The organism is Bacteroidota bacterium (genome assembly GCA_016713925.1).
Classification (GTDB): Bacteria; Bacteroidota; Bacteroidia; order AKYH767-A; family OLB10; genus JAJTFW01.
Map to the genome: position 1 here is coordinate 700,204 of JADJOH010000007.1, position 25,629 is coordinate 725,832.

At 39.8% G+C, this 25,629-nt stretch carries 17 protein-coding genes and 1 pseudogene; 2 read left to right on the plus strand and 16 right to left on the minus strand.

All coding sequences use genetic code 11. The features are described 5' to 3' along the window. Window positions 1-53: 53 nt before the first annotated feature. From IPJ86_11060 to IPJ86_11120, 13 genes and pseudogenes are all read right to left on the minus strand, one after another. Complete coding sequence (locus IPJ86_11060) at window positions 54-2,231, minus strand: tail fiber domain-containing protein (GenBank protein ID MBK7887801.1); 2,178 nt, start codon at window positions 2,229-2,231, stop codon at window positions 54-56. Window positions 2,232-2,352: 121 nt separating this feature from the next. Continuing rightward, window positions 2,353-4,592, minus strand: a pseudogene (locus tag IPJ86_11065) (peptidase domain-containing ABC transporter). A gap of 12 nt (window positions 4,593-4,604) precedes the next feature. Next, window positions 4,605-6,410 (minus strand): thiopeptide-type bacteriocin biosynthesis protein, encoded by a 1,806-nt coding sequence (locus IPJ86_11070; GenBank protein ID MBK7887802.1) that lies wholly within the window; start codon window positions 6,408-6,410, stop codon window positions 4,605-4,607. Then, a complete protein-coding gene (locus IPJ86_11075) occupies window positions 6,319-7,842 on the minus strand; it encodes a lantibiotic dehydratase family protein (GenBank protein MBK7887803.1) in 1,524 nt (507 codons plus the stop codon). Before IPJ86_11075 ends, IPJ86_11070 begins: the two co-directional genes overlap by 92 nt. Next, window positions 7,835-9,082, minus strand: a complete 1,248-nt coding sequence (locus IPJ86_11080; protein ID MBK7887804.1) for a lanthionine synthetase C family protein — start codon at window positions 9,080-9,082, stop codon at window positions 7,835-7,837. The genes IPJ86_11075 and IPJ86_11080 overlap by 8 nt, the downstream gene beginning before the upstream one ends. 152 nt (window positions 9,083-9,234) lie before the next feature. Further along, the gene (locus IPJ86_11085) at window positions 9,235-9,978 is read right to left on the minus strand and encodes a response regulator transcription factor (GenBank protein MBK7887805.1); all 744 of its coding nucleotides are present in this window, start codon (window positions 9,976-9,978) and stop codon (window positions 9,235-9,237) included. A gap of 7 nt (window positions 9,979-9,985) precedes the next feature. After that, entirely contained in the window at window positions 9,986-10,336 is a 351-nt protein-coding gene (locus tag IPJ86_11090) for a hypothetical protein (GenBank protein ID MBK7887806.1), read from the minus strand. Between the two features lie 30 nt (window positions 10,337-10,366). Further along, a complete protein-coding gene (locus tag IPJ86_11095; protein MBK7887807.1) occupies window positions 10,367-13,111 on the minus strand; it encodes a tetratricopeptide repeat protein in 2,745 nt (914 codons plus the stop codon). Window positions 13,112-13,492: 381 nt separating this feature from the next. After that, window positions 13,493-13,951: a copper resistance protein NlpE N-terminal domain-containing protein gene (locus IPJ86_11100; protein ID MBK7887808.1), complete on the minus strand. Its 459-nt coding sequence runs from the start codon at window positions 13,949-13,951 to the stop codon at window positions 13,493-13,495. Window positions 13,952-13,999: 48 nt separating this feature from the next. Further along, a complete protein-coding gene (locus tag IPJ86_11105; GenBank protein ID MBK7887809.1) occupies window positions 14,000-14,482 on the minus strand; it encodes a hypothetical protein in 483 nt (160 codons plus the stop codon). A 23-nt stretch (window positions 14,483-14,505) separates the two neighbouring features. After that, window positions 14,506-17,163, minus strand: a complete 2,658-nt coding sequence (locus IPJ86_11110; protein ID MBK7887810.1) for an AsmA family protein — start codon at window positions 17,161-17,163, stop codon at window positions 14,506-14,508. 98 nt (window positions 17,164-17,261) lie between these two features. Then, window positions 17,262-18,356 (minus strand): chorismate synthase, encoded by a 1,095-nt coding sequence (aroC, locus tag IPJ86_11115; GenBank protein ID MBK7887811.1) that lies wholly within the window; start codon window positions 18,354-18,356, stop codon window positions 17,262-17,264. Between the two features lie 60 nt (window positions 18,357-18,416). Next, window positions 18,417-18,905, minus strand: a complete 489-nt coding sequence (locus tag IPJ86_11120) for a GNAT family N-acetyltransferase (GenBank protein ID MBK7887812.1) — start codon at window positions 18,903-18,905, stop codon at window positions 18,417-18,419. A 737-nt stretch (window positions 18,906-19,642) separates the two neighbouring features. Here IPJ86_11120 and IPJ86_11125 point away from each other — a divergent pair. Continuing rightward, the gene (locus IPJ86_11125; GenBank protein MBK7887813.1) at window positions 19,643-21,511 is read left to right on the plus strand and encodes an ABC-F family ATP-binding cassette domain-containing protein; all 1,869 of its coding nucleotides are present in this window, start codon (window positions 19,643-19,645) and stop codon (window positions 21,509-21,511) included. 10 nt (window positions 21,512-21,521) lie between these two features. Here the strand turns inward: IPJ86_11125 and IPJ86_11130 are convergent, their stop codons facing one another. Continuing rightward, complete coding sequence (locus IPJ86_11130) at window positions 21,522-22,370, minus strand: aminotransferase class IV family protein (protein ID MBK7887814.1); 849 nt, start codon at window positions 22,368-22,370, stop codon at window positions 21,522-21,524. A 3-nt stretch (window positions 22,371-22,373) separates the two neighbouring features. Next, window positions 22,374-22,988: a rhomboid family intramembrane serine protease gene (locus IPJ86_11135; protein MBK7887815.1), complete on the minus strand. Its 615-nt coding sequence runs from the start codon at window positions 22,986-22,988 to the stop codon at window positions 22,374-22,376. A gap of 129 nt (window positions 22,989-23,117) precedes the next feature. On the opposite strand from IPJ86_11135, the gene IPJ86_11140 reads away from it, so the two are divergent. Continuing rightward, window positions 23,118-24,728: a ComEC/Rec2 family competence protein gene (locus tag IPJ86_11140; protein ID MBK7887816.1), complete on the plus strand. Its 1,611-nt coding sequence runs from the start codon at window positions 23,118-23,120 to the stop codon at window positions 24,726-24,728. Here the strand turns inward: IPJ86_11140 and IPJ86_11145 are convergent. Then, window positions 24,709-25,548, minus strand: a complete 840-nt coding sequence (locus IPJ86_11145) for an MBL fold metallo-hydrolase (GenBank protein MBK7887817.1) — start codon at window positions 25,546-25,548, stop codon at window positions 24,709-24,711. The genes IPJ86_11140 and IPJ86_11145 overlap by 20 nt on opposite strands. Between the last annotated feature and the right edge of the window lie 81 nt (window positions 25,549-25,629).

The window sequence follows — 25,629 nt, forward strand, 5'->3', positions numbered from 1 at the left end:
ATACCATTGTTAATTTGAAAAGTGATGGCTTTAGCAAACCATATACTGATCTTTTATTTTGATAAGATCATTTGTTTAGAGTCAGCTACTTTTCCATCGACGATTAAAATATACGTGTATATCCCGGAAGCAAGTGTTCCACCATGGATTTCAGTTTGTCCCAGGCCTTTCGTAGTGATTTTTGTATTCAGTATTTCAGTGCCATCCATTGTATAGATGCTTATTGAAGCATTTCTTGTGTTTTGTGGGATGTAGTAACGGATAATTGATTTTTCAGAAAAGGGATTCGGGACATTTTGTTCGAGGACAGGCTGCTCTGTAGGGATGCTAGTGGATTTCAAATCAGCAGGTGTTAAATTACTATTGGATCCAAAGGTATTGCAACATTGACTCAATGCTGTTTCCATAGCAGCGAATTTGGATTTGAGTTCATTGATATCATTTTGCTGGGCTTCCAGTTGTTTGTTTTTCTCTTCAATTTGCGCCTGTTGTTGCTTGATGGCATTCACCAGAACAAAATCCATTGCACCATAATCTACTGCCAGGTAATTCTTTTCCCCACCATCTTTATCAGTATATGTCCATTCTTTTACCATGTAGGGTGCCCACTTTTGCAGCTCCTGAGCAAGTGTTCCCACGCCCTTTTCATTGGTGGGCATACCGGCCTCACCGGTATAATTAAACCAAACCGGGTGAATTTTTTGAACCAGAGATAAGCCATCGTTAAAATCACTTACATCTTTTTTAAGTCGGGCATCAGAGGTGACTGTCCAGGAAGAAGACAATGGTTTGGCTGCTGAATTAGCACTTAGGTGTAGCTGATAGGCAGGACTGCTTAGGCCAATTCCTACCAAGGTTCCTGTAAAGGTTCCGTCAATAACTAAATTGCCCCCGTTATTATTCAGGGTAAGGGTGGCAGGAAGACTGTTGGAACGGGCCATTATTTCATTTTCGTCAATGGTGACATTATTCCCGGTGATACTTCCGCAAACGAGGTAACCACCGGAAGCAAGTGAAACATCCGTACCACCGGAGACATGAAGAGGAACGCTTGGGGAAGCATTATTAATACCAACGCGATTGTTTACATTGTCCCAAAAAAGATTGGTGGTGGAGCTAATAGAGCTAGCGCTGTTCCAAAAACTAAATCTTCCTGTAGATCCGCTACCGGTTAAACCGCTTCCGGAAATATTTTGCCATGAAGCAAGTCCGGCAGCATCTGAAACCAGTACTTTTCCAAGACCTGGCGAGCCGCCTGTAATTTTAATTTGTCCATTTATATCAACGGCAGTGGAAGGAGAGGCTGTTCCAATTCCCAAACGGCTGTTGGTGTTATCCCAAAATAAATTTGCATTTGAACTCAAGGAAGTAGTACCCGTCCAAAAGCTAATGCGATTCGCAGCTCCGGTACCGCTTATACTTCCTGTTGGTGTTTGCCAAATGGCATTACCGGTAGCAGCCTCATAAGTAAGCACCTGCCCTGCCGCACCGCCGGAAACCTTTAACGTGCCGTTTACTTCTATACCGCCGCTACATTTTATTTGTCCGCTAACATCGAGGCGAGCTTGTGGATTTCCGGTTCCGATGCCCACATTACCATTCGAGCGAAGAATAGTTAATGCAGTGCCTACACCTATATTATTGATGATATAATCATTCGATCCGGACTTCATTCCTGTTTGCCAGGTATGATTTCCTAATAGTCCGCCGATGTTTTTAAATTCAAGCATGGCAGCCGTATCCTGATTCAGGCGTTCAATTATCATTTTCGCGTGGCCGGTTGTCCCCTGTACATGCAAAGTGGCATCAGCGGTGTTGAAAACCGATAAAGTGGCAGCAGATGTTGCAGTTCCGATACCCACTTTAGCAGTATTATCGCCAATCTGAATTTGATTGGAAGCGTTTCGGTTTAATACCTGAACACCATTAATGCGAAAAAGAGAATCGGTATTAATACTTCCTCCTTTAATGTCAAGTTTATAGAGCGGTGATTGATTTCCGATTCCTACTTTTCCGTTGGAATTAATGACCATCCGGACGGAATTATTCGTTTTGAATTTTATAGGTTTATAATCAGTCGTTCCGATAAAGTTGTTCCCGGTGATTCCGGTGTTCCCGTTTAAGTCCCAGAATCCTGTTGTTCCGGTTGTTTGTGCCTGCACATTGCTTCCAAGAGTAATCAACGACCCCAGGATTAGGGTAAATCTAAGTTTTTTAAAATTGTTTTTCATTGGTATTTGTATTTGAGATTTTAGTTTTTTTAGTGGGGTTTAATCTTGCTTTATCATGTAGCAATTTACATAAATGATTTGAATTGGCAAGAAATGTTGAAGCTATAATTAGAAGATTTAATTAATCACCCAGTTCAAGTTGGTTTTTAACCAGAGTATAATAGATCCCTCTGCTTCCTGTCAGTTCAGTATGAGATCCGGTTTCAGCAATTTTACCTCTGTCGAGAACAATTATCTGATCTGCGTTTTTAACAGTACTTAACCGGTGGGCTACAACAACTACCGTTCGGCCTTCAAAGAAATAATTCAGATTTTCAATAACTTTCTTTTCATTATTTGCATCAAGGGCACTCGTTGCTTCATCAAGAAATAAGAAGGATGGATTTTTGTAAACGGCCCGTGCAAGCAACAAGCGTTGTGTTTGACCGGTGCTCAGCGAAACACCTTCATTTCCCACCTCGGTCATGTAGCCTTTCGCCAATGTATCTATAAATTCATCGATATTGGCAATTTTGGCTGCTTGTAGAATCATTTCTTCGTTTTTTCTTGTCCTAATGAAATGTTGTCTGCAATAGTGCCGTTGAAAATCATTCCATTTTGCATGACAACGCCGCATCTCTCTCTCCAGGAAGCATGATGTAAAGCTGTAAAGGGCTTGTCACCCAAACGTATTTCACCGTGCCAGGGATCATAAAATCTTAGCAGCAATTTCATTAAAGTTGTTTTACCACTTCCGCTGGCACCTACAATGGCAGTGACTTTGCCTGAGGGAATGATGCAGGATACTTCATCAAGGACCGGCTCGATTTTTTCACTGCCATATCCAAATGTAACTTTATGCAAGTTGATGTCAGCTTTCTCCGGAATGATAGTTTCTGTATCAGCTCCTTCAGGATCTTCTTCTTGTTGAATCATGACATCGTTAATGCGTTCCATGCTGAGTTTGGCATCCTGCCAGGAGATGATGAACTCATGCAGTTGTTCCAATGGACTGCTCAACTGGCCAACGATCATGGTAATGGCAAACATTGTCCCCAGACTTATTTCACCGCCAAGTACACTTTTGGCCGCAAGGAACGTAATCAGAATCGATGTGCCTTGCTTCAGCATATTTGAACCTGTAAACTGAAATTGATTTATGACAAGCGATTTGGTCTTTAATTGATACAGTTGAGACTGGATATTCTCCCACTCCCATCTTTTTTGCCGCATGCTGTTACTGATCTTAATATCCGGCATTCCGGAAAGTATCTCGATCACTTTGTTATTCTCCTTTGAGTTCACTTCAAAAAATTTAAAATCTATTTTCTTTCTTTTTACAAGAAATAATAATGTCCAGCCAAAACTTAGCAGAGAACCCGTTAGGAAAATAAAAAATATAACGGGATTGTAAATGGCGAGTACAATGCTTAGTACGATGAAATTGATCATCGAAAAAACAGTGTTCAGGGAAGATACCGTCAATAGATTTTCAACTCGTCGGTGATCATCTATTCGTTGTAATAAATCACCTGTGATATGTGTTTCAAAAAAGGAGATAGGAAGCTTCAGCATCTTTGTCAGGAAATCAGAGACCATCGCTATGTTTATCCTTGTTCCCATATGAAGGAGTAACGACCCTCTGATAATATCCGTGATGCTGCTGCCGAGAAACAGGAGCAACTGTCCGATAAGGATCATGTAAATAAAATCCATATCTTTCAGATTTATTCCCTTATCCACCAATGACTGTGTTAGGAAAGGGCTTACAAGCATAATCAGATTGCTCACCAATAAGCCCAGGAGCAGTTTAAGAAATATTTTTTTATGGGGCGTAAAATAATTTAACAGGTAGGAGAAGTTCGGTTTTTTCTTTAATCCTGCTGTAAGGGGGGCATCATAAAAGGTAGGTGTTGTTTCCAGTATCAATGCATAGCCAATGCTATTTTCCTTTTCAGTTAAATCGGTTGCATCTAATTCCTTGTCTTTGGAAGCTTCGCTCATCCAATAGCCTGAGAATTCCTTTTCATTATAGGTAACGAGACCTTTGTCAGGATCGGAGATATAGTACTTCCCTGTTTTGCCGGGTTTGGGTGCCTTGTAGATAACGACAAAGTGATTTTCCTGCCAATGTAGAATGATTGGAACCTGCCTGACAATTTCCTTGAGTTGTTCAAGATCTAGTTTTGCTCCGATGCTGTGTAGTCCGATAGATTCTGCAGCTTCACTTATACCCAAAAGTGAAACACCTACCTTAGTGATATGACATCTGTCCCGAAGAAAGTCAATAGCATATTCCTGACCGTAATATTCTGCGATCATTTTGAGAAATGCAGGACCGCAATCTCTTGCTCCTAACTGAAAGGTGTGTGGGAATTTCATCTTTAGTGTTTTCTAAACAGTCGGAATAGCTTTGTTTTTGTTCTTTTGCATGGCTACTTTGGTTTCGTAATGTTTTAACAAATAATCATACAGAACCAGTTCCACTTTACGTTGCTTGCTGATGAACATGCGGTTGATGAACATATGCAGATGACTGGCAAGGAGGTCATTGAGCACATTTGGATTGTTTAAGACGGAGGGAGCATGAAGTATATTTGCTATTGATTTTTTGTAGGATTCATCCCCTATACGGAAAAGGTCAATGGCCATTTTCATGTTTTCATCTTCTTCTCCTTCACTGTTCATCAGCTGATAGATTAGTTTTTTATTACTGGTAAATCTTTCAGATATTTTTTTCTGCTGTGGACCGGAAATATTAAATTCATTGGAAAAACTTTCATGTAAAAGTTTTAATAAATCTCTCTTGCGAAGAAGGTCATATCCGAAGTCATCAAGAATAATGTCTAAGGTTTTTAATGCAATTTGCCAGCGATAATGTTCGCCTTCATCTCCCTCCAGCAGTGATATAAAGTTTAGAATGCTGACGGATTGATGGTAAAAGATGTTTTCACTGTCTTCAATTGTTTCAAGTCCATACCGCTCTATTTCTCTTTGATAGGTTTCGATCTGAACATTATGTATGGAATGATGATCATTAAAGGGCTGAAGCATTTGCTGTAAACGATCGATTACTGTTTTCCAGAAATCAGGATGGCTAGCATGATGGAATCTTACCCGAATATGATTTCCTGAATCCATGTAACGAATAAAGAAGAATTTGTCTATGATGCCTTCTTCCAATAATGTTTCCGTTAGCGGTTTGATCGCTTCACATAAAACCTTTTCCGCTGTTTTCGTTCCGCAATATATTTTCACATAGAGCCATTCTGAACCAACCGGAAAGTAGCGCTGTACTTCAATTTGTTTTCGGGTTTCTGAGGCATCTTTAGAGACGGGAGTCTGAGCAATACTATTTTTATTGAATGTGAAAATGAACTCGCCGGCATAATGCCCTTCCTCACTCTTGATCCAACTCTGATCGATTGTGTCAAAGGTTTCCGTTAAAAGACAGGAGTGGAATTTATTTATTTCCGCCTGAAGCAATCGGATACAATAAATGTTTTGTAAATCAAGCATTAATTCGTTATCTCCTTGTGATAGTAATAAATAACGAGGTAGTTTTCGCTGTTGAGCTATCCTTTTAAATATGGCCAGTACTTCATTATCATTTTTCTTTTCACACTCTTTGATGTCTTCTTTTGTAATTGTCCATTTCGCTTTGGAAATAATGTACTTGCCGTAACTGACTCTGGGTAGGAAGGGACGACTGTCTAATATTCCCCAACTCCAGCCATAACTTTTCATTTTTTGAAATTGTAAGTCGCAGAGAAATTGATAGACAGGTAATGTAGTCATTGAAAAATTATGTGCATTGGTCATGCGGGGAATTACCCGTTTCTTAAGTTTTTTAGAAAATAATACTACATTGCCGTTTTCAATACCTACTAAGAGATCAGTTACGGGGATTTGAAAGTCCTTGTCTAAAGTTGAGCCGCATAAGTAAGGTATCTCATAGTTTCTCATAATTGGCCGCATTAGAATATTCCCAATGCGTGATTCGGGTAAATGAACGATTTCAGCAAAGATGGCGTCGGGTTGATGTGCTTCCTCTTGCTGAAGAATGGTGTTAGTTAAAGCTTCGATATCAGGGTGGAGATGACAAAATCTACCAAGTAGGTTGCCCCCCGGATGGACCTGCTGGAGGATGAATAAAAACGGTATAATTTCCTGCATCAATTTCTGCTGCGGATGATGCATGAATTCGACTCATCAGATATACGGAATCAGGAAGTCCGTTCGGCTTTAATTCGCTTTTTGATAATCTTTCAATTGTAGCGTCGTCAATTATCAATTCTGTTTTTTGCTGAGTAATGGCTTCCTGATAGAGCTGCCATTTGAAATTATCTACGTCTGATCCACTACTTGTTTGATAGGAATTATTTCCCTCACCGATTGGTAATTTATCAATGAGTGGTGATTCTTCCAGTCCACTTGTAGAAAATTTACCATAGCCAATGCCGGATTCAGTATCCAGAACTTCAACCAAAGGTATCCATTGACCTTCGTAGCGGTCCATAAAGGCATTTTTGAAATCTCTGAATATGTCATTTATTTCAGATGAGTTGGCCAGCAGTTGAATCAGACTGCTTTCGTAGAGAAGATCATCACATACTCTTTTATTTATTTTACAATGCAGCGTTGGACGATAGCTGTCTATTTGAATCAATGTCTTTAAATGAACAGGTATTTCTAAATTTCGAAGATGACTGACAATATTACCATAGTAGATATTTTTATCGCCGGTTCCGGTTTTTATCTGTTCAAATTCTTTGTTTACATTTTCGAAGTGTTTAACATACTCTTCGGTATTATCTAATTGTTTTAATTTTTTCACGAGAGTTTTGAAATACTCCTCTCCTGTGACATTGGGTTCCAGATCACTGATTAAAACCTGGTTGCTGATTAACTCATTCAGGAAGCCAAGCGCTTCTTCGGATGAAACTTCATTATCGGTGATGATGGCAGCTAGTTCCCGTGCTGAAAGTCCAGCTCTGGCAGCTTCGATTATTTTATCAAGATAGATGGATTTAGCAATTTGAACCAGATGATAGCTTCTTCCGGATTCAAGCGTAAAGCGATGCTCCACATATCGGTAATTGTCGCCCAGGGGATATAGTGACGAGTTTGGAAAAAAGCGAAGTTGCTGATTTATTTCCGGCTTTTCTAACAGATGGGACAAAGCCTGGCCGGCATAATCCATGTCTATTCGACCATGTCGAATGATGGATGATCTGTTATTCAGTTCAATGGAAGTATTGTCATTGATTTCGCCCAGGGAACAAGAGGCAAAAAGTCCATATGGAGTACAGCGTGTACACATCCTGATCATGTACTTCGCAAGCGAAAGTTCCGTTTTTTCTCGTTTATCCGCTTTTTCAATTTTATCGTCTAACCATAAAAGCAATTGTTCATGCAAATCAGGTGAGGCAATGTAGAGTGCTTCTTTGACAATAGGCTGTCGGTAGAATTCCTGTAATGATTTTTTTAACCATTCCTTATTATCTTCAGGATGTTCATCCACTAATTTTGTCCAGTTGAAGAACTGTTCGATCGGATAGAGCGGGTTGCGAACAAGGAATCCTGCATGAGGCTGATACCACTCTTTATAGTAATTTTTTATTTTATACATTGGTTAAAAATATTATGTCCCACTCGGGTGTGATTTGGTAGATGTAAGATAAGTATATCAATGCAATTCCTGCATTCCCTTCAAGGAGACCATCGTTGACTACAGCTATTTGCTGATCTGTTTCCAGGTCGTAGGTGTAGAAGAAATAGCCGGATGAAGACGAGGTTGGTTTATAGAAATGTTTTATCGTCTCTTCATACCATTTATCCGCTGCTTGTTTAAATGCTGTGTTACCGGTAGCTTTAAATAAACGATGGTATTGGTGAATTAAACCGGTAGTGCCATGACAAAAAGGTGCATCATCGCAGCCGGAATTTTCAAAATCCCTTTTCGTCGTCTGAAGTGCAATGTCAAGTCCTTTATCTGTCCATGCCGCATTCTTCAGGGCTCGACCACTATGAATCAACATAAGAGCAAGTGATAGGTCTCCATAGCACCAGCCCAGACGGGAGAACTTTGCGATGGGAACAGCAGGATTTTTCACATCAATGCTGAACGGATAGCGACACGCGTTTTCCGGTTCAAATTCATTTTCCAATAGGTACGGAATTGAATTTTCCAGCATTTCTTTAATTTCCGCTTGTTTAATTCCTCTCTCATAGACTTGTGCCAAAAAGGAGATAATCCCCGGCATCCCATGTGCCATCCCGAAATTAAAATTATCGTTGCTAAATCTTCCAAACCCTTTCGTCATCCAAAGTTTATATGGCCCTTCATTCCTTCTCATTTTTGACAAATGATCCACTATTTTTTCAAGATAAATCGTATCCCCGGTTTCTTTATTTCTTTCAAGAAAATAAATACCAAGACCTGTCATGCCGTGTAGAGGATCCCAGTTTTCAGTGGCGAAATCGTAGTCAATACCCCGACCAATGAACTCGTCAATTTCACCTAAATTAAGATCTTCGGATTTATCAATAATATTCATGTTTCTGAGGTGCTGAAACACAAATGCAATTCCGGTTAAGCCGGATGATATATTGTGATCCAGTTCTTCATTAGCCAATGATTCTCCTAATTGCTCGAGTAAATCAAATGTAACTGTCGTGTAAGCGGGGTCTGAATATACTTTCGACAAATAGGCGAAAAGAAGGGTTATACCGCATTTACCGCTAAGTAGTCCGACATCCTTTATCCTGTCTTTTCGAAGGATCAGATCTTCCGCAATTTGTTTTATTTGTTTCTCAATATCTGTATGAGTTGTTGAAGATAAAATGGGTTGGGGTAGTATTGTTGTCATATTTGACGTTATGTGTTTTGTATAGGTTAAGACCTGTCCGATAAAGTACCGGTTGAATTATTTGTTCGTGTCAGTCAGTTGTATTTTACAGACATACTTAATGGGTGGGAGGTGTTTTTTTTCGTGGTGCATTTATTCTGGAATAAGTTTTCTCAACCGAATTGATTAAAAAATTCACTTTTTTTACGGCGGGAGATGGTGAGGTGGCTGTCATCATTCATCAATACATAGGCTCCTTCTCCACGAACCACTTTTCTGATATGATTTATATTTATCAGATGTGAGGCATGTATTCGGTAAAATCCTCTGTCACTTAATAAATTTTCGAAGTAGCGTAGGTTCTTGGAAGAGAGAAATTTATCTTTTTTAATATACAATGTCGTGTAGGAACCATCTGCTTCGCATCGAATAATATCAGCGATTTCTACAAAAACCAGACCTTGCATCGTATGCAGTCCCACTTTATTTAGTACGGATTTTAGCTGAATGGCATTCTGATTAATCTCTTCTTTCTTTTCTTCATTTACAGGCGTTTGTTTCGTCAGTCGTTTTACCGCTTCCTTCAGATCGTTTAACCTTACAGGTTTCACCAGATAGTGAAGTGCATGGTATTTAAATGCTTCTACAGCAAATTTATCAAAAGCGGTAACAAAAATGACATCACCCTTAAAAGGACCAATGCTCTCCAATAGTTCAAAGCCATTCATTTTAGGCATTTGAACATCCAATAGCAGGAGATCGCATTCTTTTTCTTTCAAATGCACTCTTGCCTTTTGGGGATCTGTAAAGGTGGCATCAATTTTAAGATCAGGGAAGTTTTCCTGAATAAGGGTTTCAAGGATCTGGATGCAATACTTGTCATTATCAACAATAATTGTTTTAAATTCAGAGTTCATATAAATTTTATAGGTTGAATTTGTTTCTAAGAGTGGAGCAAAGTTCATTGGTGAGTGAACTCAGATTTTCAATTTCAATCGGTAGTAATTCATAAAATAGAGGAGAGGAGCTGTAGTTTTCAATGCGCTCTATAATTGCTAATGCGGAATCTGCTCCAACCGACATATACAGAGGTTTACTGCTATGTACTTCAGCCTTTATAGATTCGTACTTTTTATTTATCACTGAGGTGTTAAGCTTTTCACATGTCAGTGGTGCTTCCTGAATGAAGGACTTGATTAGATTGACCAGCTTCGCTTCATTGCCGTTTGTGATTTCGTAGAGGAAGTCAAGGTTTAGATGTGTTGTGGCATTCATTTTCTATAGTATATAAAACAGTTTTAAAGATTAAATTTTATGAGTTGTTTGAAGTGCTTTCACAAGTACATCCACTATATCCTTTGGATGGAATGGCTTTGGAAGATAGTCATTCATGCCGGCGTTAATACATTTCAATTTTTCCTCGTGTGTAGCGTTTGCTGAAACTGCAATAATTGGAATTCTGTTTTTAGGGGTTGTTAAATTATTTCTAATATAAGTTGCGGCCTGATAACCGTCCATCACAGGCATTTGCAAATCCATTAAAATGATATCATAGTTAGTGTTTTGCAATTTTTCAATCGCTATTTTCCCGTTTTCAGCCATGTCAATGGAGATACCTTCGGCAACATAGGCCAGCGTTTCTCGTGCTACTATTTGATTATACTGGTTGTCTTCTGCATAGAGGATCGATATTCCGTTGAGGGCAACAGCTTTTAATTTGTAATTCTCGAGGACGATAGCATCTTCAATTCCTGCTACAGAATAGGGGATACTAATGATAAACTCACTCCCTTTCCCTCTTTCACTCTTCACTTCGATTGTGCCATTCTGGAGTTCTACGAGTTGTTTTGAAATGCTCAAACCCAGACCTGTTCCGCCAAACTTCCTGGTTGTACTGGCATCAGCCTGAACAAATTTCTCGAATACGGAAGATAGATAAGGGCTCTCAATTCCAATTCCTGTATCCCGAATGCTAAAAGTTAAGGCTAATTTATCTTTCTCCCGACTACTTCCTGGTGTTGATTTGCAGGTAATATAAACGCCTCCCTTTTCAGTGAATTTAATGGCGTTGCTGATAATATTTATGAGTATTTGGGTTAGGCGTACTTCATCACCAATAACCCTATCAGGAAGATTTATTAATTGCGTTTCTAAAACGAGATTCTTATCACTGGCTCCTGCATGTAGAATGTTCGTTACATTGCGTAGGCATTCCTCAGGAGAGAATACGTTTTTCTCAAACACAATTTTGCCGGCCTCGATTTTTGATAGATCCAGCACATTATTTAATATTCCTATGAGGCTTTCAGATGATTTGCTCATCACATTTAAGTATGCCTTTTGATCATCACGAGGGTCTTTCTCGCGCAATACATTGATCATTCCGGTGATCGCATGAAGTGGGGTTCTTATTTCATGACTCATATTGGCCAGAAACTGACTTTTGTACTCTTCACTTTTTATGGCATTTAGCTTTTCCTTTTCAATAATCAGATTTTTATTTTCCAGGATTTCGGAGTATTTCTTTTTTGAAGTATAGCGGCTATAGAGAAGAAACGCTATGAATAGTACTAAGCAGCTGAAAATGATGGCAGCATTCCGATATTGTTTTTGTCGTATTAGACTAGTCGTTTTTAGCACCTGGTCTTTAAGTAATATGGTGTTCTCAGCTAGAAATTTTTCCTTTTGTAATTTTTGATTCGATAATTCTGTACTAAGTTGGTTCGCTTCTAAATAAGATAGTTTTTGTTTTTCTTCAGCGAGTTCAAGTTGTGCTTGCTGCTGTGAATCTTTGTATTTGCTTATATAAAGAAGTTGCTCTTGCTGACTAACTCTTAAATCGCGAAGCGATTTTTCCTTTTCCAGCAATTTAATTTCATTGTCCTTTTTTTCTGTGTCGTATATGAGTTTTAATTCATTGACCGCTTTATTGTTTTCCTGATTAAGTAAGCTGTCTTTTAATAAAAGATATTCACTTTGGTATTCAAAAGCTTTTTTGTAATCTTCTTTAGCGGCTGCCCATCGCGAAAGATGATCGAGACTATTTCGAATAGTAATATTACTTTCTATTTTTTTACCGTAGTTTAGTGCGTTCAGAAAATATCTTTCTGCAAGATCAAATTGACCTTTCCGGGTATATATTTTTCCTATGTTAATATTCACATCTTCATAACCCTCCCTGTCCGGTACTTCATCAAAAATGTCACTTGCAAGTAAATAATAGTTGAGCGCTTCCTCTAAACTATCTTTTTTCAATAAGATATTGCCAAGTCCATTGTAAGCAAATACTTTATCTCTGTTTCTTAATTCGGGTATGTCTAAAGCTATTTTGAAATGTGTTATTGCAGATGCATTGTTTTTCAAGTTCAGGTAGCAATTTCCAATATTTATATTCGACGTTGCTATTGCTTTTCTATCTCCCTTTTCTGTAAATAATTTCAAAGCACTTTTATAGGAATCGAGTGCCTCCTGATAATGATTCATCTCATTCTGCAATCGCCCGATTACAGAATGATTTCTTGCCGCCCATGCTATGTTTCCTATTTCTTCATTTATTTTGAGTGCTTCCAGTACATATTTTAGTGCATCTTCGAATTTTCCCTTGTTTAAATAGATGACAGCAATATTATTCAAAGAACCCGCAGATTGACGTTTTAATCCAAGTTCCTTTCTAATGGCAAGAGATTTAAAATAGTAGTCGAGAGAATTCTCAAATTCGTCCAAACGATCTGCATGATATCCCAAATTATTATAAGCATCTCCCTCTTTTTTTCGAAGTGCTCTTGCGTTAATACTGTCGGCAGATTTTATCAAAGTTTGGGATAACCGGAGTGCTTCTTGCGCCATTAATTTACCCCGTTCCAGACTGTCCGTATTAAAAAGCAACAATTCACTAAGTAAGTTAAGCGTGTTGATTCGGAATGTATCTTTTCCTTGTGTTTTTAGTATTGTCTCAAGTGAATCAATATTAAATTTCTGTGCAGAAGCTGATGAATAAAATATTAACATACTAAGGGCAGAAAGCAATAAATATTTTAAACCCCGATTCATATTTTGTTAATAATAGTATAGACTTTTATTTTCTAGAATTTTATTTTAAACTTTAAACTTTAAACTTAAATTTCTGAATTCTGATCCCGATAGCTATCGGGACTGAATTCTGAATTAAAGTTATCGATTTGAAGGATTTAAACAATTTGGAGATTACAATAATCATAACAGTTTGATTGTCAATATTAACACTTTAATGAATTCCTCAATATGCTTGATTTACCATTTGGTATGCATCAAAAGTAACCCTACACCGCTATATAGAGGAGTTGCTCTTTATAAGCGGTAGTGATTTCTTTGTAAATGGTAGGGTTTACTTTGTAAACTGCAGTATCTGCTCAGAAAATCGCGGAAATGGAATGATGGTAAGTTCGGGAATCGTTAAATTCTCCTCAATGTATAATTCAAGGAGCTGGGAATAATATTTCCAAACTGATCTAATTTAGAAATCGTAGAATCCCCGGATTGTCTGTAAAATAGCTTTTCTGAGTTGTTATTGAAAATAAACTCCAGATAAGTATAGGAGGTGTCACTTCCGGAAACTTCATTATATTTTCCTGAACGTTCCAAAATAGAATCACCATCTATTTTTCCTTTATAGACTTCAGTTAAAGTAAAAAGCGAACTGTCAGGTGTTATACTCAATGTAGTTAATATACCTTCACAATCGGCGCAGGGCAATGTCCCCTCATAGGTAATTTTAACCGCACTGGCATCGAGGCTCTGAAAGAAATCCGTAGCTACAGTGTCAACGGTAACAGTCGCATTTCTCGTGTTTCTATCACAGGAAATAAAAAGAATACTAAAGATCAGCGTAATTCCCAGATAATTTGTTTTCATAGTCGGCGAATAATTTTTCGAAAATATTAATTTTTTTTCAATTTATTTTTACTCTGTATAAAATACCTTTATTTGACCCTGGTATATAGATTTTGATTGACTCAGTGGATTCCGGACAGTTACATCAAAGGTGGCTTGCAGGATATTATTTGCAGTGTCATTTGAGGTAATGATTAATGTTCCCGGATTAGAATTTGTAGACTGCCATGCCATCGCCAGTTGATCTGTAAAAAGTATGCTATTCGTATCTTCATTCATCGTATAAGTTCCCGGAGTAATATCTTCCAATTCTAATGTCATGGTCACACCGGTTTGAGTGATACCGTTTATCGTCATAATGATGGCATGGTCTGCAAACAGAGAGGTATTTGCACAATAGGAAGAGCCATCAAAATTCCATTTTAAGTAACCTGTTGGTAATGTGCAATTGTTGCCCAGAGGAATTCCGGGTACGTCAGTGTCATCATCACCACAGGAACTTATAGTAAATATGAAGAGTAATACCAGGAGGAAGTTTAAGTTGAAATTCATACTCAGCTTAATTGTTGCGGCGGTTATTTTGGTCCGAATACATTTTTGAGAGCATCTTTGGCCTTTTTCTCAGCTTCTTTTTTCAGCTTCTCTTTTTCCTGACGGGCCTTTTCTTCAGCCTCCTTTTTCAATTTATCCACTTCAGCTTTCGCCTTGTCTTCCGCTTCTTTTTTGAGTCGGTCTGCTTCTGCTTTAGCTTTATCTTCAAGTTCTTTCTTTTTGGAATCAAATTCTTCTTTTATCTTGTCTTTAATTTGATCAATGGCTTTTCCGCTTGTTTCCTTTAAATCTGTACTGACAGTAGGATTAGACACAGTGCCTCCCAATTTCAGATTTAATTTGATATTCTCTGCCATACTGAAATTAGCGCCTTTAGCATTTGCCTTCGAAATTAATCCGGTGATGACACCGGTGGCAGCTGAAGGCAACTTCGAAACAGGTGCATTCATGGCCAGATTATAATCAATGCTTTGGTCAAAGCCTGTGCTTCCGGAAACGGTTGTTGGGATACCCGCAAGCGTTACATCAAAGGGTTTTACATCAACACGTCCATTCACGAAACTGAAGGAAATATTTACATTGCTCACATCTAATTCTTTAAATTGATCCATCTTCAACACCTCCGCAATTTTAAGCATCGGACCGAAATTACTAATGGTAACATTGGCTGTAGATAATTTACCTCCTCCGGTTAATGACTTTAAATCCGGCTGCATACGTTCATCCAATTTTCCATTCATAGTGAAATTAGAGGAGAAGCGTCCATTCGCCCTTTCAGCTATTGGAGCCATCTTTTTCACTGTATTAAATGTCTTCACCGTTTGTTGAATATCGAAACCGGAGATGTCCATGTTCAGTGCGATATCAGCTTTTTTCCTTTCGCGTGTTGCATAAATTCCGCTGAGTTTCATTACTCCGCTTAATGTGGTAAAGCTGAGATTTTCCATATTCATCGCCTGATCGCGAATAACAACTTTTCCGGAAAGATTGTCAAGAATAACATTGTCATAACTCAATTTTCCGACTGAAGCATTTACTGTAAAGTCAAGGTTCCCCGGGACTTCAATCAAGGTCATTGCTGATGTGTCTTTAGCGGCAGCAGGTGTAGCTCCATCCTGATTATTGAATTCGGAGAGGTCCAGATTATTACTCATAAGGTTCAAACTGCCTTTAAGAATTTCTTTCTTGAAGAAGTAAGCCAGCAGATTATCCAATTTACCATTCGCCTGAATATCACTTTTGCCCATTCTTGCATCAAAATTATTCAGTTCTATATGTTGAGGATTAAAAGTCAAACGACATTCTTTCAAGTCAAATCCTTGCTGGTAATCTTTACTGCTATAATTGAAGTTATTCAGGACAATGGAACCTCCGGCATTAAATTCTTCATAGCGTTGTTGTTCTATCGCCGACATTCGGCCTGCCATGCTTAAATCTGCGTTCATAGTTCCGCGAATCGTTGTTCCTTGTTCTAATGGAACAATTTTACTCAGATTGGCAAAATTCACAGAACCTTTTACTGTTGCATTGATATTCGCATCACTAACGGGTGTGCGTACACTTAGTTTAGCATCAAAAGGTTCTTTCCCTAATTCAACATGCAAGCGCTTTAAATCAATCGTTGTATGATCAGGGACACCATCAGGATTGTTTACTTGTAAGTCGAGTTGTACATTGTTAACTGCGACCGGAAGGGAAGGATATTGAAATTGTCCGTTGACTACTTTGAGATTAAGGCCAAAGCCGGGCATTTTTTGTTCGTTATAAGTTCCTTTTACAAAAGCTTTTAATTCCAATGTGCCTCCGGATTTCAAATCTTTAAATCCTTCCTTATAGACACCGGGAATCATCGAAAGGAAATTCCTGAAGTCATTCTTTCGCGCAGAGATATTCAGATCCATATTGATATCTTCTTTCGGCATAGCCAGCCATCCATCTAAACCGATAAAGAGTTCATTCAGTTGCAATTCATTTTCTTTAAAAGTAAATTTCATATTCTGCATGTCCATGTCGAGGTCCGCTTTGAGATTGGTCCGGACCTGATGCATATATTTCACCCCGCCATACCAAAGATTGGTAGCTGTAGCATTGGTGTTGGTAGAAAGGATAAATAGATCTTGCGTGAAATCACCCATCCCCTGATGTGTGAAATCATCCATAGTCATGGTAAATCCAAGTGATGCGTCATCATAGGAAATTCTGCTTTCATTAATTTCATAAGATTTCAAAGCCACATTGAATTTAGAGGGAGCAGCCGGTTCTTCAGCTGATTTACTGCTATCTGCTTTAGCAATATCCCAATTCGCCCTGCCATCTTTAAGTACAATCAGGTTTATGAAAGCCTGATTCAGTTCAATAGATTCAATGTCAATTTGAGATCCTTTGATCACACTCATGATATCGACCGTGAGTGCCAGTTGTTTTGCAGAAGTGAGTGTGTCTCCTTCAAAAGGAGCAATGCCGATTACACTGAGTTGATCAATTTTTATTGTGAAGTCCGGAAAGCTGCTCAGAATGGTCAGATCGAAATCTCCAAAGTCAACTTTAGCATTTATATTTTTATTTACTTCCTCCTTGACAAGGGCTACGATTTTGTCTTTGTAAATAATGGGTAAGAGCACAGCAGCACCCACAATCAGAACCAGGAGGACACCGGCAACGATTAGAATTTTCTTTAACATGGACATTTAGAATTTAATGGGTACTAAACGCAAAATTCGGTAGAAATTGTCCGATTTTATCAGATAGAAACGGATGTTTTCAGCAATGTATTAACAACCTAAAGTTTAGATCCAAGGTTCAAGAGCCAATGGTCAGCTAAAACGAGGGCGCACATGGCTTCAACGATGGGGACAGCCCGAGGTAAAACACAGGGGTCATGTCGTCCTTTCCCTTGCAAAGTCACGGAATTTCCCTCTTTGTCCACACTTTGCTGCGCCTGCATTAATGTGGAAACCGGTTTAAAACCTACATTAAAAACGATATCGGCCCCATTGCTGATTCCCCCCTGAATGCCTCCGCTATGATTGGTTTGGGTGCGGAAACGAGGATGTCCTGCGGGATTTACTTCGGCAATAAATTTATCATTATGCAAGCTTCCACGCATGGCTGTTCCTTTAAAACCACTTCCAATTTCGAATCCCTTGGCCGCGTTAATACTCATCATTGCACCTGCAAGATCCGCCTGTAATTTATGAAAGACCGGCTCCCCGAGTCCGGAAGGAACATTGTGCGCTACACAGGTAATAATTCCCCCGACTGTATCACCTTCATCCCTGACTTTTTCAATGAGGGCGATCATCTTTTCTGCAATAAGTGGGTCCGGACAGCGCACTATATTTTCTTCGGTTAATGCAAGATCGAGTTCAGAATAGGGGAGGGAGACCGAAATATCGGCAACAGTACTCACATACGCGTTGATCAATATTCCATGTTTCGCCAATAAAATTTTAGCCACTGCTCCGGCCATCACCCTGGCAGCAGTTTCCCGCGCGGAGGAACGGCCACCACCGCGATGATCCCTGAAACCGTATTTCTGATCATAGGTAAAATCAGCATGACCGGGTCGCCATCCTTCCTGCAAATGATTGTAATCTGCCGGCCGATGATCTTCATTCTTAATAAAAATGCTGATGGGAGCACCGGTACTTTTCCCTTCGTAAATACCACTTAAAATTTCTAACTGATCTTTTTCATTTCGGGGAGAGGAGATTTCACTTTGACCCGGACGACGACGGTTGAGCTCCTCCTGAATGGTTGCGGGATCGATTTCAAGTCCTGCGGGACATCCATCAATAACAACCCCAATTCCTGCTCCGTGAGATTCGCCAAACGTAGTAATACGAAATAATTGCCCTAATGAATTGCCTGCCATGATAGCACAAAGATACAAAATGCAGGGGAGGTGATGAAAAGTGAGCAGGTGTGAGAAATACTAGGAGGTATAATTTTTTAGCATCACAAAGTCATTCATCTCATACCCGTTCCCGATATCAAAATCCTTGACTTCCTCAATGATAAATCCCATTTTAAAGTAGAAGTTGATGGCGGTGTAATTTTTTCTGTTTACGGTGAGACGCAATGTTTTAATCGTCGGAATTTTATCAAAAACCTCATTTAACAAGTAGCGCCCCATTCCTTTTTGATGATAGCCTGTATCCACATAAAGTTTGTGCAGAAAGTAGGCCCCCTCACCGTTATGACTGTACGATAAATATCCGGCAGGATGTTCGTCTGTAGTTAATATAAAAAAGCGGTGACCGGTGTTTAACTGCTCCTCTAAAGCCGCTTTGGAATACATTTTTTCCAGCATATAGTCTATTTGTTCCATGCTGATGATAGCAGGATAATGAACCTTCCAGATACGATTCGCGAGGTCGTAAATGACCGGAATATCCTCTATAGTTGCTTCAATAATCTTCATCGAGTAAAGATAGTTTTTTGATTGAAAGGGATCGTTCTCTCGTCATTACTAATTGCATCTCTGATACAATGAATCTAATGAGATCAATGGGGGAAGTGATCATTCATCCTGAGGTTCTTTCTCCGGAACCCTGAAGGGGTTCAACAGCGCTAACCCCGGATGCAATCCGGGGTTAGCGACACCATCCCACGCTCCAACCCTGAAGGGGTTGAACCGAGGAATAGCAGGCATAAAGAAAATTTGTAGCGTACGATCGATTGAAATAGAAACGATCATGTTTTTGCATCGCTGAAGCTAGTACTGCAAGACAATATTTTATCGAATCATACTGATTCGCTTTGCCTGTGAAGCCCTTGATAATAATAATCCTTTAGGCGAATAATCCTATCGCCACGCTGTGGCTATAATAATGACGCCACGCTGTGGCTATAATAATGACGCCACGCTGTGGCTATAATAATGACGCCACGCTGTGGCTATAATAATGACGCCACGCTGTGGCTATAATAATGACGCCACGCTGTGGCTATGGTTACATCAACCTATTTCAGGCAAGGACAAACTTTAAACCATGAAGCAGAATCGCGAAAAGCGATACGCTTCATGGTACACCTTTCCCGTCAACACAAGGGTTGACGGGATCACATCGCCCGTGGTCACGTGGCGAGTGAAAACCTTAAACTTTAAACCTTGAACTTTAAACCTTAAACTTTAAACTTTAACATTACCTTTGCAGCATGAATATCTTTACTGCGGAGGGTATCTCCAAGGCTTACAATGAGAAACCCCTTTTTTCGAAAATTGATATTTCGCTGGGTGAGGGACAGAAAATGGCGATTATTGCCGCAAATGGGAGTGGAAAGACGACTTTAATGCGGATTTTGGCCGGGAAAGAGGTTCCTGATGAGGGACGTTTGTCGATGAGAAATGACCTTCGCGTGGGATACCTTGAGCAGGATCCTTTTTTTGCGCCGGAAGCAACGGTGATGGATTGCATTTTTGAACCGGGTCATCCCATTTTGCACGCTATCGGTGAGTATGAACGATTGTTGGATAAAGGTGGTGAAATCGATCAGAGTGAATTGCAGGTGGTTATGGATACCATCGATACGCTGAACGGGTGGGATTATGAAGCCCGTGCCGCTGAGGTGTTGGGGAAATTGGGAATTCATGATCTGGATAAGCAGACGAAGTTTATGTCCGGTGGTCAGAAGAAACGGATCGCCCTTGCCCGATTATTAATTGACGATTTTGATCTCCTGTTGCTGGATGAACCCACGAACCATTTGGATTTGGATATGATCGAGTGGCTGGAGCAATATCTCAAGCGCGTCAATAAGTCGATCATTCTCATTTCCCATGACCGGTATTTCCTCGATAATGTTTGTAATGTTATTGTTGAGCTGGAGAATAGCAAAATTTTTACCTACAACGGGAATTATGCGTATTACATAGAGAAGAAAACGGAGAAGGATGATCAGGAACGCTCTACCGTTGACAAGGCCAGAAACGTGTACCGTCGTGAGTTGGAATGGATGCGTCGTCAGCCAAAGGCCCGGACAACCAAGTCGAAGTCGAGGCAGGATTCGTTTTATGATGTAGAAGAAGTGGCGAAGTCCCGGCGTACAGAAGAGAAAATGCAGATCACTATGCAGATGAATCGGCTTGGAAGTAAAATTCTGGAGCTGGAGAATATTTGCAAGTCGTACGATAACCATACGTTACTAAAAGACTTTTCCTATACCTTTATCAGAGGGGAGAAAATTGGTCTGATCGGCAGAAATGGTGCAGGGAAATCTACGCTGCTGAATATAATCATGGAGCAGATAAAACCGGATCAGGGCAGGGTTAAAACCGGTGAGACGGTTGTGTTTGGATATTATTCGCAGCATGGCATGACCTTGCCGGAAGACAAGAGAGTGATTGATGTAGTTAAGGATATTGCCGAATACGTTGAAACCGGTAACGGAAACTGGATGGGTGTTTCTCAGTTCTTAAATCACTTTAATTTCAGAGGGGCGAAGCAACATGTCTTTGTTTCGAAATTGAGTGGTGGTGAAAAGAAGCGCTTGTATTTGCTGACGATTTTACTGCGGAATCCCAATTTCCTCATTCTGGATGAGCCGACGAATGATTTGGATATTGTCACTTTGAATATTCTGGAGGAATTTCTGGATGGTTATCAGGGTTGCCTGTTGATGGTAACGCATGACCGTTATTTTATGGATCGGCTCGTGGATCACGTTTTTGTCCTGGATGGAGAAGGTGGTGTAAAAGATATTCACGGAAATTATACCGACTATAGGGGTATGTTTGATAATATGCCAATGAAGAAGGAAGAGAAGAAACCGGAAGTGGTGAAGGAAAAGCAAGAGCCGGTAAAGAAGAAAGTGAAGCTGAGTTTTAAGGAGCAGAAAGAAATGCAGACATTGGAACAGGAGATAGCTTTAATTGAGCATAAGAAAAAGGTCTTGCTTGAAAAAATGAACAGCGGTCTTTCACATGATGAGATGATTAAATGCTCTACCGATTTTCAACAAACAGAAGCATTGCTTGACGAAAAATCTATGAGATGGCTGGAGTTACAAGAGCAATCAGGAGGTTGATATGTTTTTTTTAATGTATCTCTTTCAAGAGAAGTGAGAACAATTCTTTCGCTACCTTATTTTCGAAATATTTTTCACCCAATCTATCTACCCATCTGATACCCCTAATGGTATTGGTCAGAAAGATTTCTGTGGCAAGATTTAACTCTGTCTCTGTCACCATTTGCTCCCGGAAAGGTATTCCTTTTTTGTCGGCTAAATCAAGGATGAATTTTCTGAACACCCCGTCTACACAACCCTCGCTAAGCGGCGGTGTAATCAAGGTCTTGTTATAGACGAGAAAAACATTACTGCTTGTCGCTTCAATGATATTTCCGGAGGTGTTTAATACCAGCGCGTCATCCCAGTGTTCCTTTTGGGCGTGAAGAGCAGCCATGATATAGAACAGACTACTGGTGGACTTAATACTTGAATAAGGACCTCTTGCTTTTGACTGACGGGTGTAGATGCCGATGTGGATGCCTTTTTCAGGCCACACATAGATTCCCTCTAATGCAGAGGATTGAAGTACCCACGAAGCTTTACTTCCTTCAGGAGCATAGAAGCCGGATGAATCTCTGAAGACTGTTAATCGCAATCGGGCATAATCGCCATTGTGGTTGGCCTTAATCAATTGTTGTGCATAGCTGATCATTTCTTGCTTATCCGGAAATCCTTGTCCCGACATCTCCATCAGCACCAATGAACGATGTAATCGATGCAGATGGTCATCAAGGAGTAGGATTTTATTTTTTTCAAAACGCATGCTCTCAAAAAAACCATCTCCATACAGGAAGCCCCTATTGAGCAGGGAATGACTATTGATATTACCTGATATCAGTTCGCCATTCAGCAGGAAGTGCTCGTGGTGCTTATTCATGATTTAAAATCCACTCATCAGTTGATCGAAGAAGTACAAGAGGAGTTTGGGTTTAAGAGCCAATGTGAATAGCAATCCGAAGATGGCTCCCCAGAAATGTGCATCGTGATTGATGCCGGTGCCTCCTTGTTTGCCCATTCTGTATTCAATGAAAAGATACAGTGGTCCCATCAGAATGCCGGGCACGCCGATCACTCCAAAAAAGTAGATTTTACTCCAGGGTTGAAATAATATGGCCGCAAAGATGACCGCAGAGACAGCACCGGAAGCACCCAGAGAATTGTAATAATGATTGTCTTTGTTCTTTTGGAGAGATGGTCCGTTGGCAATCACAATGGCACCGAGATAGATGAGTAGATAAAAAAAGATCCCTTTTTCTTCAAATATAGCTGCATAGTAATTTTCAACGGCCATGCCAAAACCATAAAAGGCAAAAAGGTTAAAAAAAAGATGCATGAAGTCGGCATGTATAAAACCTGACGTGATCATGCGCCACCATTGCTTTTTATGATGCACTAAATAAGGATTCAATATCCATTTTCGCATCAGGTCTTCGTTGTTAAAGGCCAATAGGGAGGCGACAAGGGTAATACCAATCAAGATAATGGTGATACTCATATCGACAAAGATAATAATTCTGTAATGATCTGATAGTTAGGTGTTATTGCGAGTCAACCATTTGTATTCGTTTATCCTGAATTAACTCGAAAATGTAGTGGACCTTTGCTTTTTATAGCTCTCGTTTTAGTGAATTCAAACAAAGTATTTGGTCATTCAATTCCTTTATTAAGACGTATTCCCGTCTTGCGTTTTCTTCTGCCATTTATTGCGGGTATTCTTATTGCAGAAATGCTGCCCACATTTCTTCATCTTCTTTTTCTACGTCTCTGGATGATCCTTATCGTCGGTTGGATTTTATTGCTGGTCAGTTATAGATCAGGATTTCGCAAGCGCCATTATTTCGGAGGATTGTTGCAATTGTATTTCATTGTGGCTGGTATAGGATTAAGTTGTTTGTTCATGGAGAAGTACAGGCCGGGACATTATACTTCCTTAGATGTCATCAGCGGTGTTAAATCCAGGGTGATATCTTCTTTGCAGGAGAAGAAAAAATCATTTAAAGTATTGGTAGAAATTGAAGCCGTAAAGACCGGACAGCATTGGGTCTGCAGTAATGGTAAAATGATGGTGTATTTAAAGAAGGATACTGCTTTTGAGGCAATACGATATGGTGATCAATTGATGTTTAACCGTACTCCGGAAATGGTAAATGCAGATAGTAACAATCTGCCAGCGAAACTCAGTTTACATCGTCAGGTATTTTCCAGAGTGTATCTGACTAAAGTGATCCATCTAAAATCAAAAGACAACTCTTTTTCTTTTATGGCAACTGCCATTGAATGTCGTCGCACGATAGCCTCCTGTTTGATGGAGCAGTTTAAGGGTTCGAAGGAAGCTGCTATCGCCGTGGCCTTATTGGTTGGGGAGGAGGTGAGTATTGATGAGGATTTAAGTACCGCGTATGCCGCCACAGGGACCTTGCATGTTTTGGCTGTTTCAGGGATGCACGTCGGACTCATCTATTTGCTCCTGGGATTTATCTTCAAGCCCTTAAGCAATCATAAAACAGGAAGACATCTTTACTATCCCTTAGTGATGAGCTGCGTCTGGTGTTATGCTTTTATTGCCGGTGCCGCTCCATCTATCGTGAGGGCTTCAGCAATGTGTATGTTCTTCCTGATTGCAAAGTGGATTGACCGGAAAAATTTAGGGATCGGATCATTGGGGGCTTCTTTATTTTTTCTGCTGATGGTAAATCCGTTTAATATTTACGAACCGGGACTTCAACTTTCCTTATTTGCCGTATGGGGAATCATCTGGTTGCAACAGCCCATCTTGCGGTTATGGGTTCCGGGCAACTGGTTGTTTTTTAAACTATGGGAGGTAACCTGTGTTTCTGTTGCCGCGCAAATCATGACCTTGCCGGTTTCACTTTTTTACTTCGGACAATTTCCAAATTACTTCCTGATCGCCAATCTTTTTGTTATTCCACTTACTACCGCCTGCATCTATGGTTGCATACTTCAACTGTTGGTAACTCCCTTACCGTTAGTTCAGGAATACGTCATCTGGATAAATGCATTCTTCCTCAAAATTTCTAATTTCCTCGTCTTGGAAATGAAGGACTGGCCCGGTGCAGTAAGTCGATGGATGGTTTCGTTTTCGGATATGCTTTTTCTGTACCTAATAATTCTTTTAATTGATTATTGGGTAAAGACAAGAAATTTCCGGATTGTCATCCTGCTGCTCTTGCTATTTGCAATCAAAAGTGCGATTTCTATAATTCAGCTAATTTAAATACCTGATCTGCCCGAACACCTTTTTCGGTTTGCTTTAGTGAACAACATTCGTTCACCGGATCATGTTCAAAAAATAAAATATAATCGTTCTCCATGGCTTCTTTGAGGAAGTTCGCTTTTTCATCCAGGCTCAACAGTGGACGCGTATCATACGCCATGACAAAAGGTACAGGGAGATGGGCCACCGATGGCATTAAGTCGGCCATGAATACAATCGTTCTGCCTTTGTATTGAATATGCGGCAACATCATTCCATCGGTATGTCCGTTCACATATTTTATTTTCACCCCGGGAAATAGTTCGGCTCCATCCTGCGTAAATTTCAATTGACCACTTTCTTCAATGGGAAGAATATTTTCTTTGAGGAAACTTGCTTTTTCACGGGCATTGGGAACTGTTGCCCATTTCCAGTGCTGTTCATTGCTCCAGTAGGTGGCATTCGGAAAAGCAACTTCAAAGCCATTACCATCTTTCTTCTTGTTAATACTCCCGCCGCAATGGTCAAAGTGCAGATGTGTCAGGAAAACGTCCGTGATTTCTTTAAAGTCAACACCCATTCGATGCAGTGATTTTTCCAACGAATCATCCCCATGTAAATAATAATGACCGAAGAATTTTTCATCCTGCTTATTGCCGATACCATTATCGATCAGAATCAGTTTGTCGCCATCTTCAATCAAAAGACATCTCATCGCCCAGGTGCACATATTATTCTCGTCGGCAGGATTGAGTTTATTCCACATGGTTTTTGGAACCACGCCAAACATAGCACCTCCGTCAAGTTTAAAGAATCCGGTATCAATCGTGTGGAGTTTCATTGGTAGTTGATTTTGCACAAAAGTAGGTATTTGGTTAGTTTGTGGGTTGTTGGATTTATATGCTTGCAGGTGGGCGGTCAA

Bases quoted from the DNA above. Each gene is read 5' to 3' on its own strand.
- IPJ86_11060 (MBK7887801.1), bottom strand. From the start codon at position 2,231: ATGAAAAACAATTTTAAAAAACTTAGATTTACCCTAATCCTGGGGTCG.
- IPJ86_11070 (MBK7887802.1), bottom strand. From the start codon at position 6,410: ATGCATCATCCGCAGCAGAAATTGATGCAGGAAATTATACCGTTTTTA.
- IPJ86_11075 (MBK7887803.1), bottom strand. From the start codon at position 7,842: ATGTATAAAATAAAAAATTACTATAAAGAGTGGTATCAGCCTCATGCA.
- IPJ86_11080 (MBK7887804.1), bottom strand. From the start codon at position 9,082: ATGACAACAATACTACCCCAACCCATTTTATCTTCAACAACTCATACA.
- IPJ86_11085 (MBK7887805.1), bottom strand. From the start codon at position 9,978: ATGAACTCTGAATTTAAAACAATTATTGTTGATAATGACAAGTATTGC.
- IPJ86_11090 (MBK7887806.1), bottom strand. From the start codon at position 10,336: ATGAATGCCACAACACATCTAAACCTTGACTTCCTCTACGAAATCACA.
- IPJ86_11095 (MBK7887807.1), bottom strand. From the start codon at position 13,111: ATGAATCGGGGTTTAAAATATTTATTGCTTTCTGCCCTTAGTATGTTA.
- IPJ86_11100 (MBK7887808.1), bottom strand. From the start codon at position 13,951: ATGAAAACAAATTATCTGGGAATTACGCTGATCTTTAGTATTCTTTTT.
- IPJ86_11105 (MBK7887809.1), bottom strand. From the start codon at position 14,482: ATGAATTTCAACTTAAACTTCCTCCTGGTATTACTCTTCATATTTACT.
- IPJ86_11110 (MBK7887810.1), bottom strand. From the start codon at position 17,163: ATGTTAAAGAAAATTCTAATCGTTGCCGGTGTCCTCCTGGTTCTGATT.
- aroC (MBK7887811.1), bottom strand. From the start codon at position 18,356: ATGGCAGGCAATTCATTAGGGCAATTATTTCGTATTACTACGTTTGGC.
- IPJ86_11120 (MBK7887812.1), bottom strand. From the start codon at position 18,905: ATGAAGATTATTGAAGCAACTATAGAGGATATTCCGGTCATTTACGAC.
- IPJ86_11125 (MBK7887813.1), top strand. From the start codon at position 19,643: ATGAATATCTTTACTGCGGAGGGTATCTCCAAGGCTTACAATGAGAAA.
- IPJ86_11130 (MBK7887814.1), bottom strand. From the start codon at position 22,370: ATGAATAAGCACCACGAGCACTTCCTGCTGAATGGCGAACTGATATCA.
- IPJ86_11135 (MBK7887815.1), bottom strand. From the start codon at position 22,988: ATGAGTATCACCATTATCTTGATTGGTATTACCCTTGTCGCCTCCCTA.
- IPJ86_11145 (MBK7887817.1), bottom strand. From the start codon at position 25,548: ATGAAACTCCACACGATTGATACCGGATTCTTTAAACTTGACGGAGGT.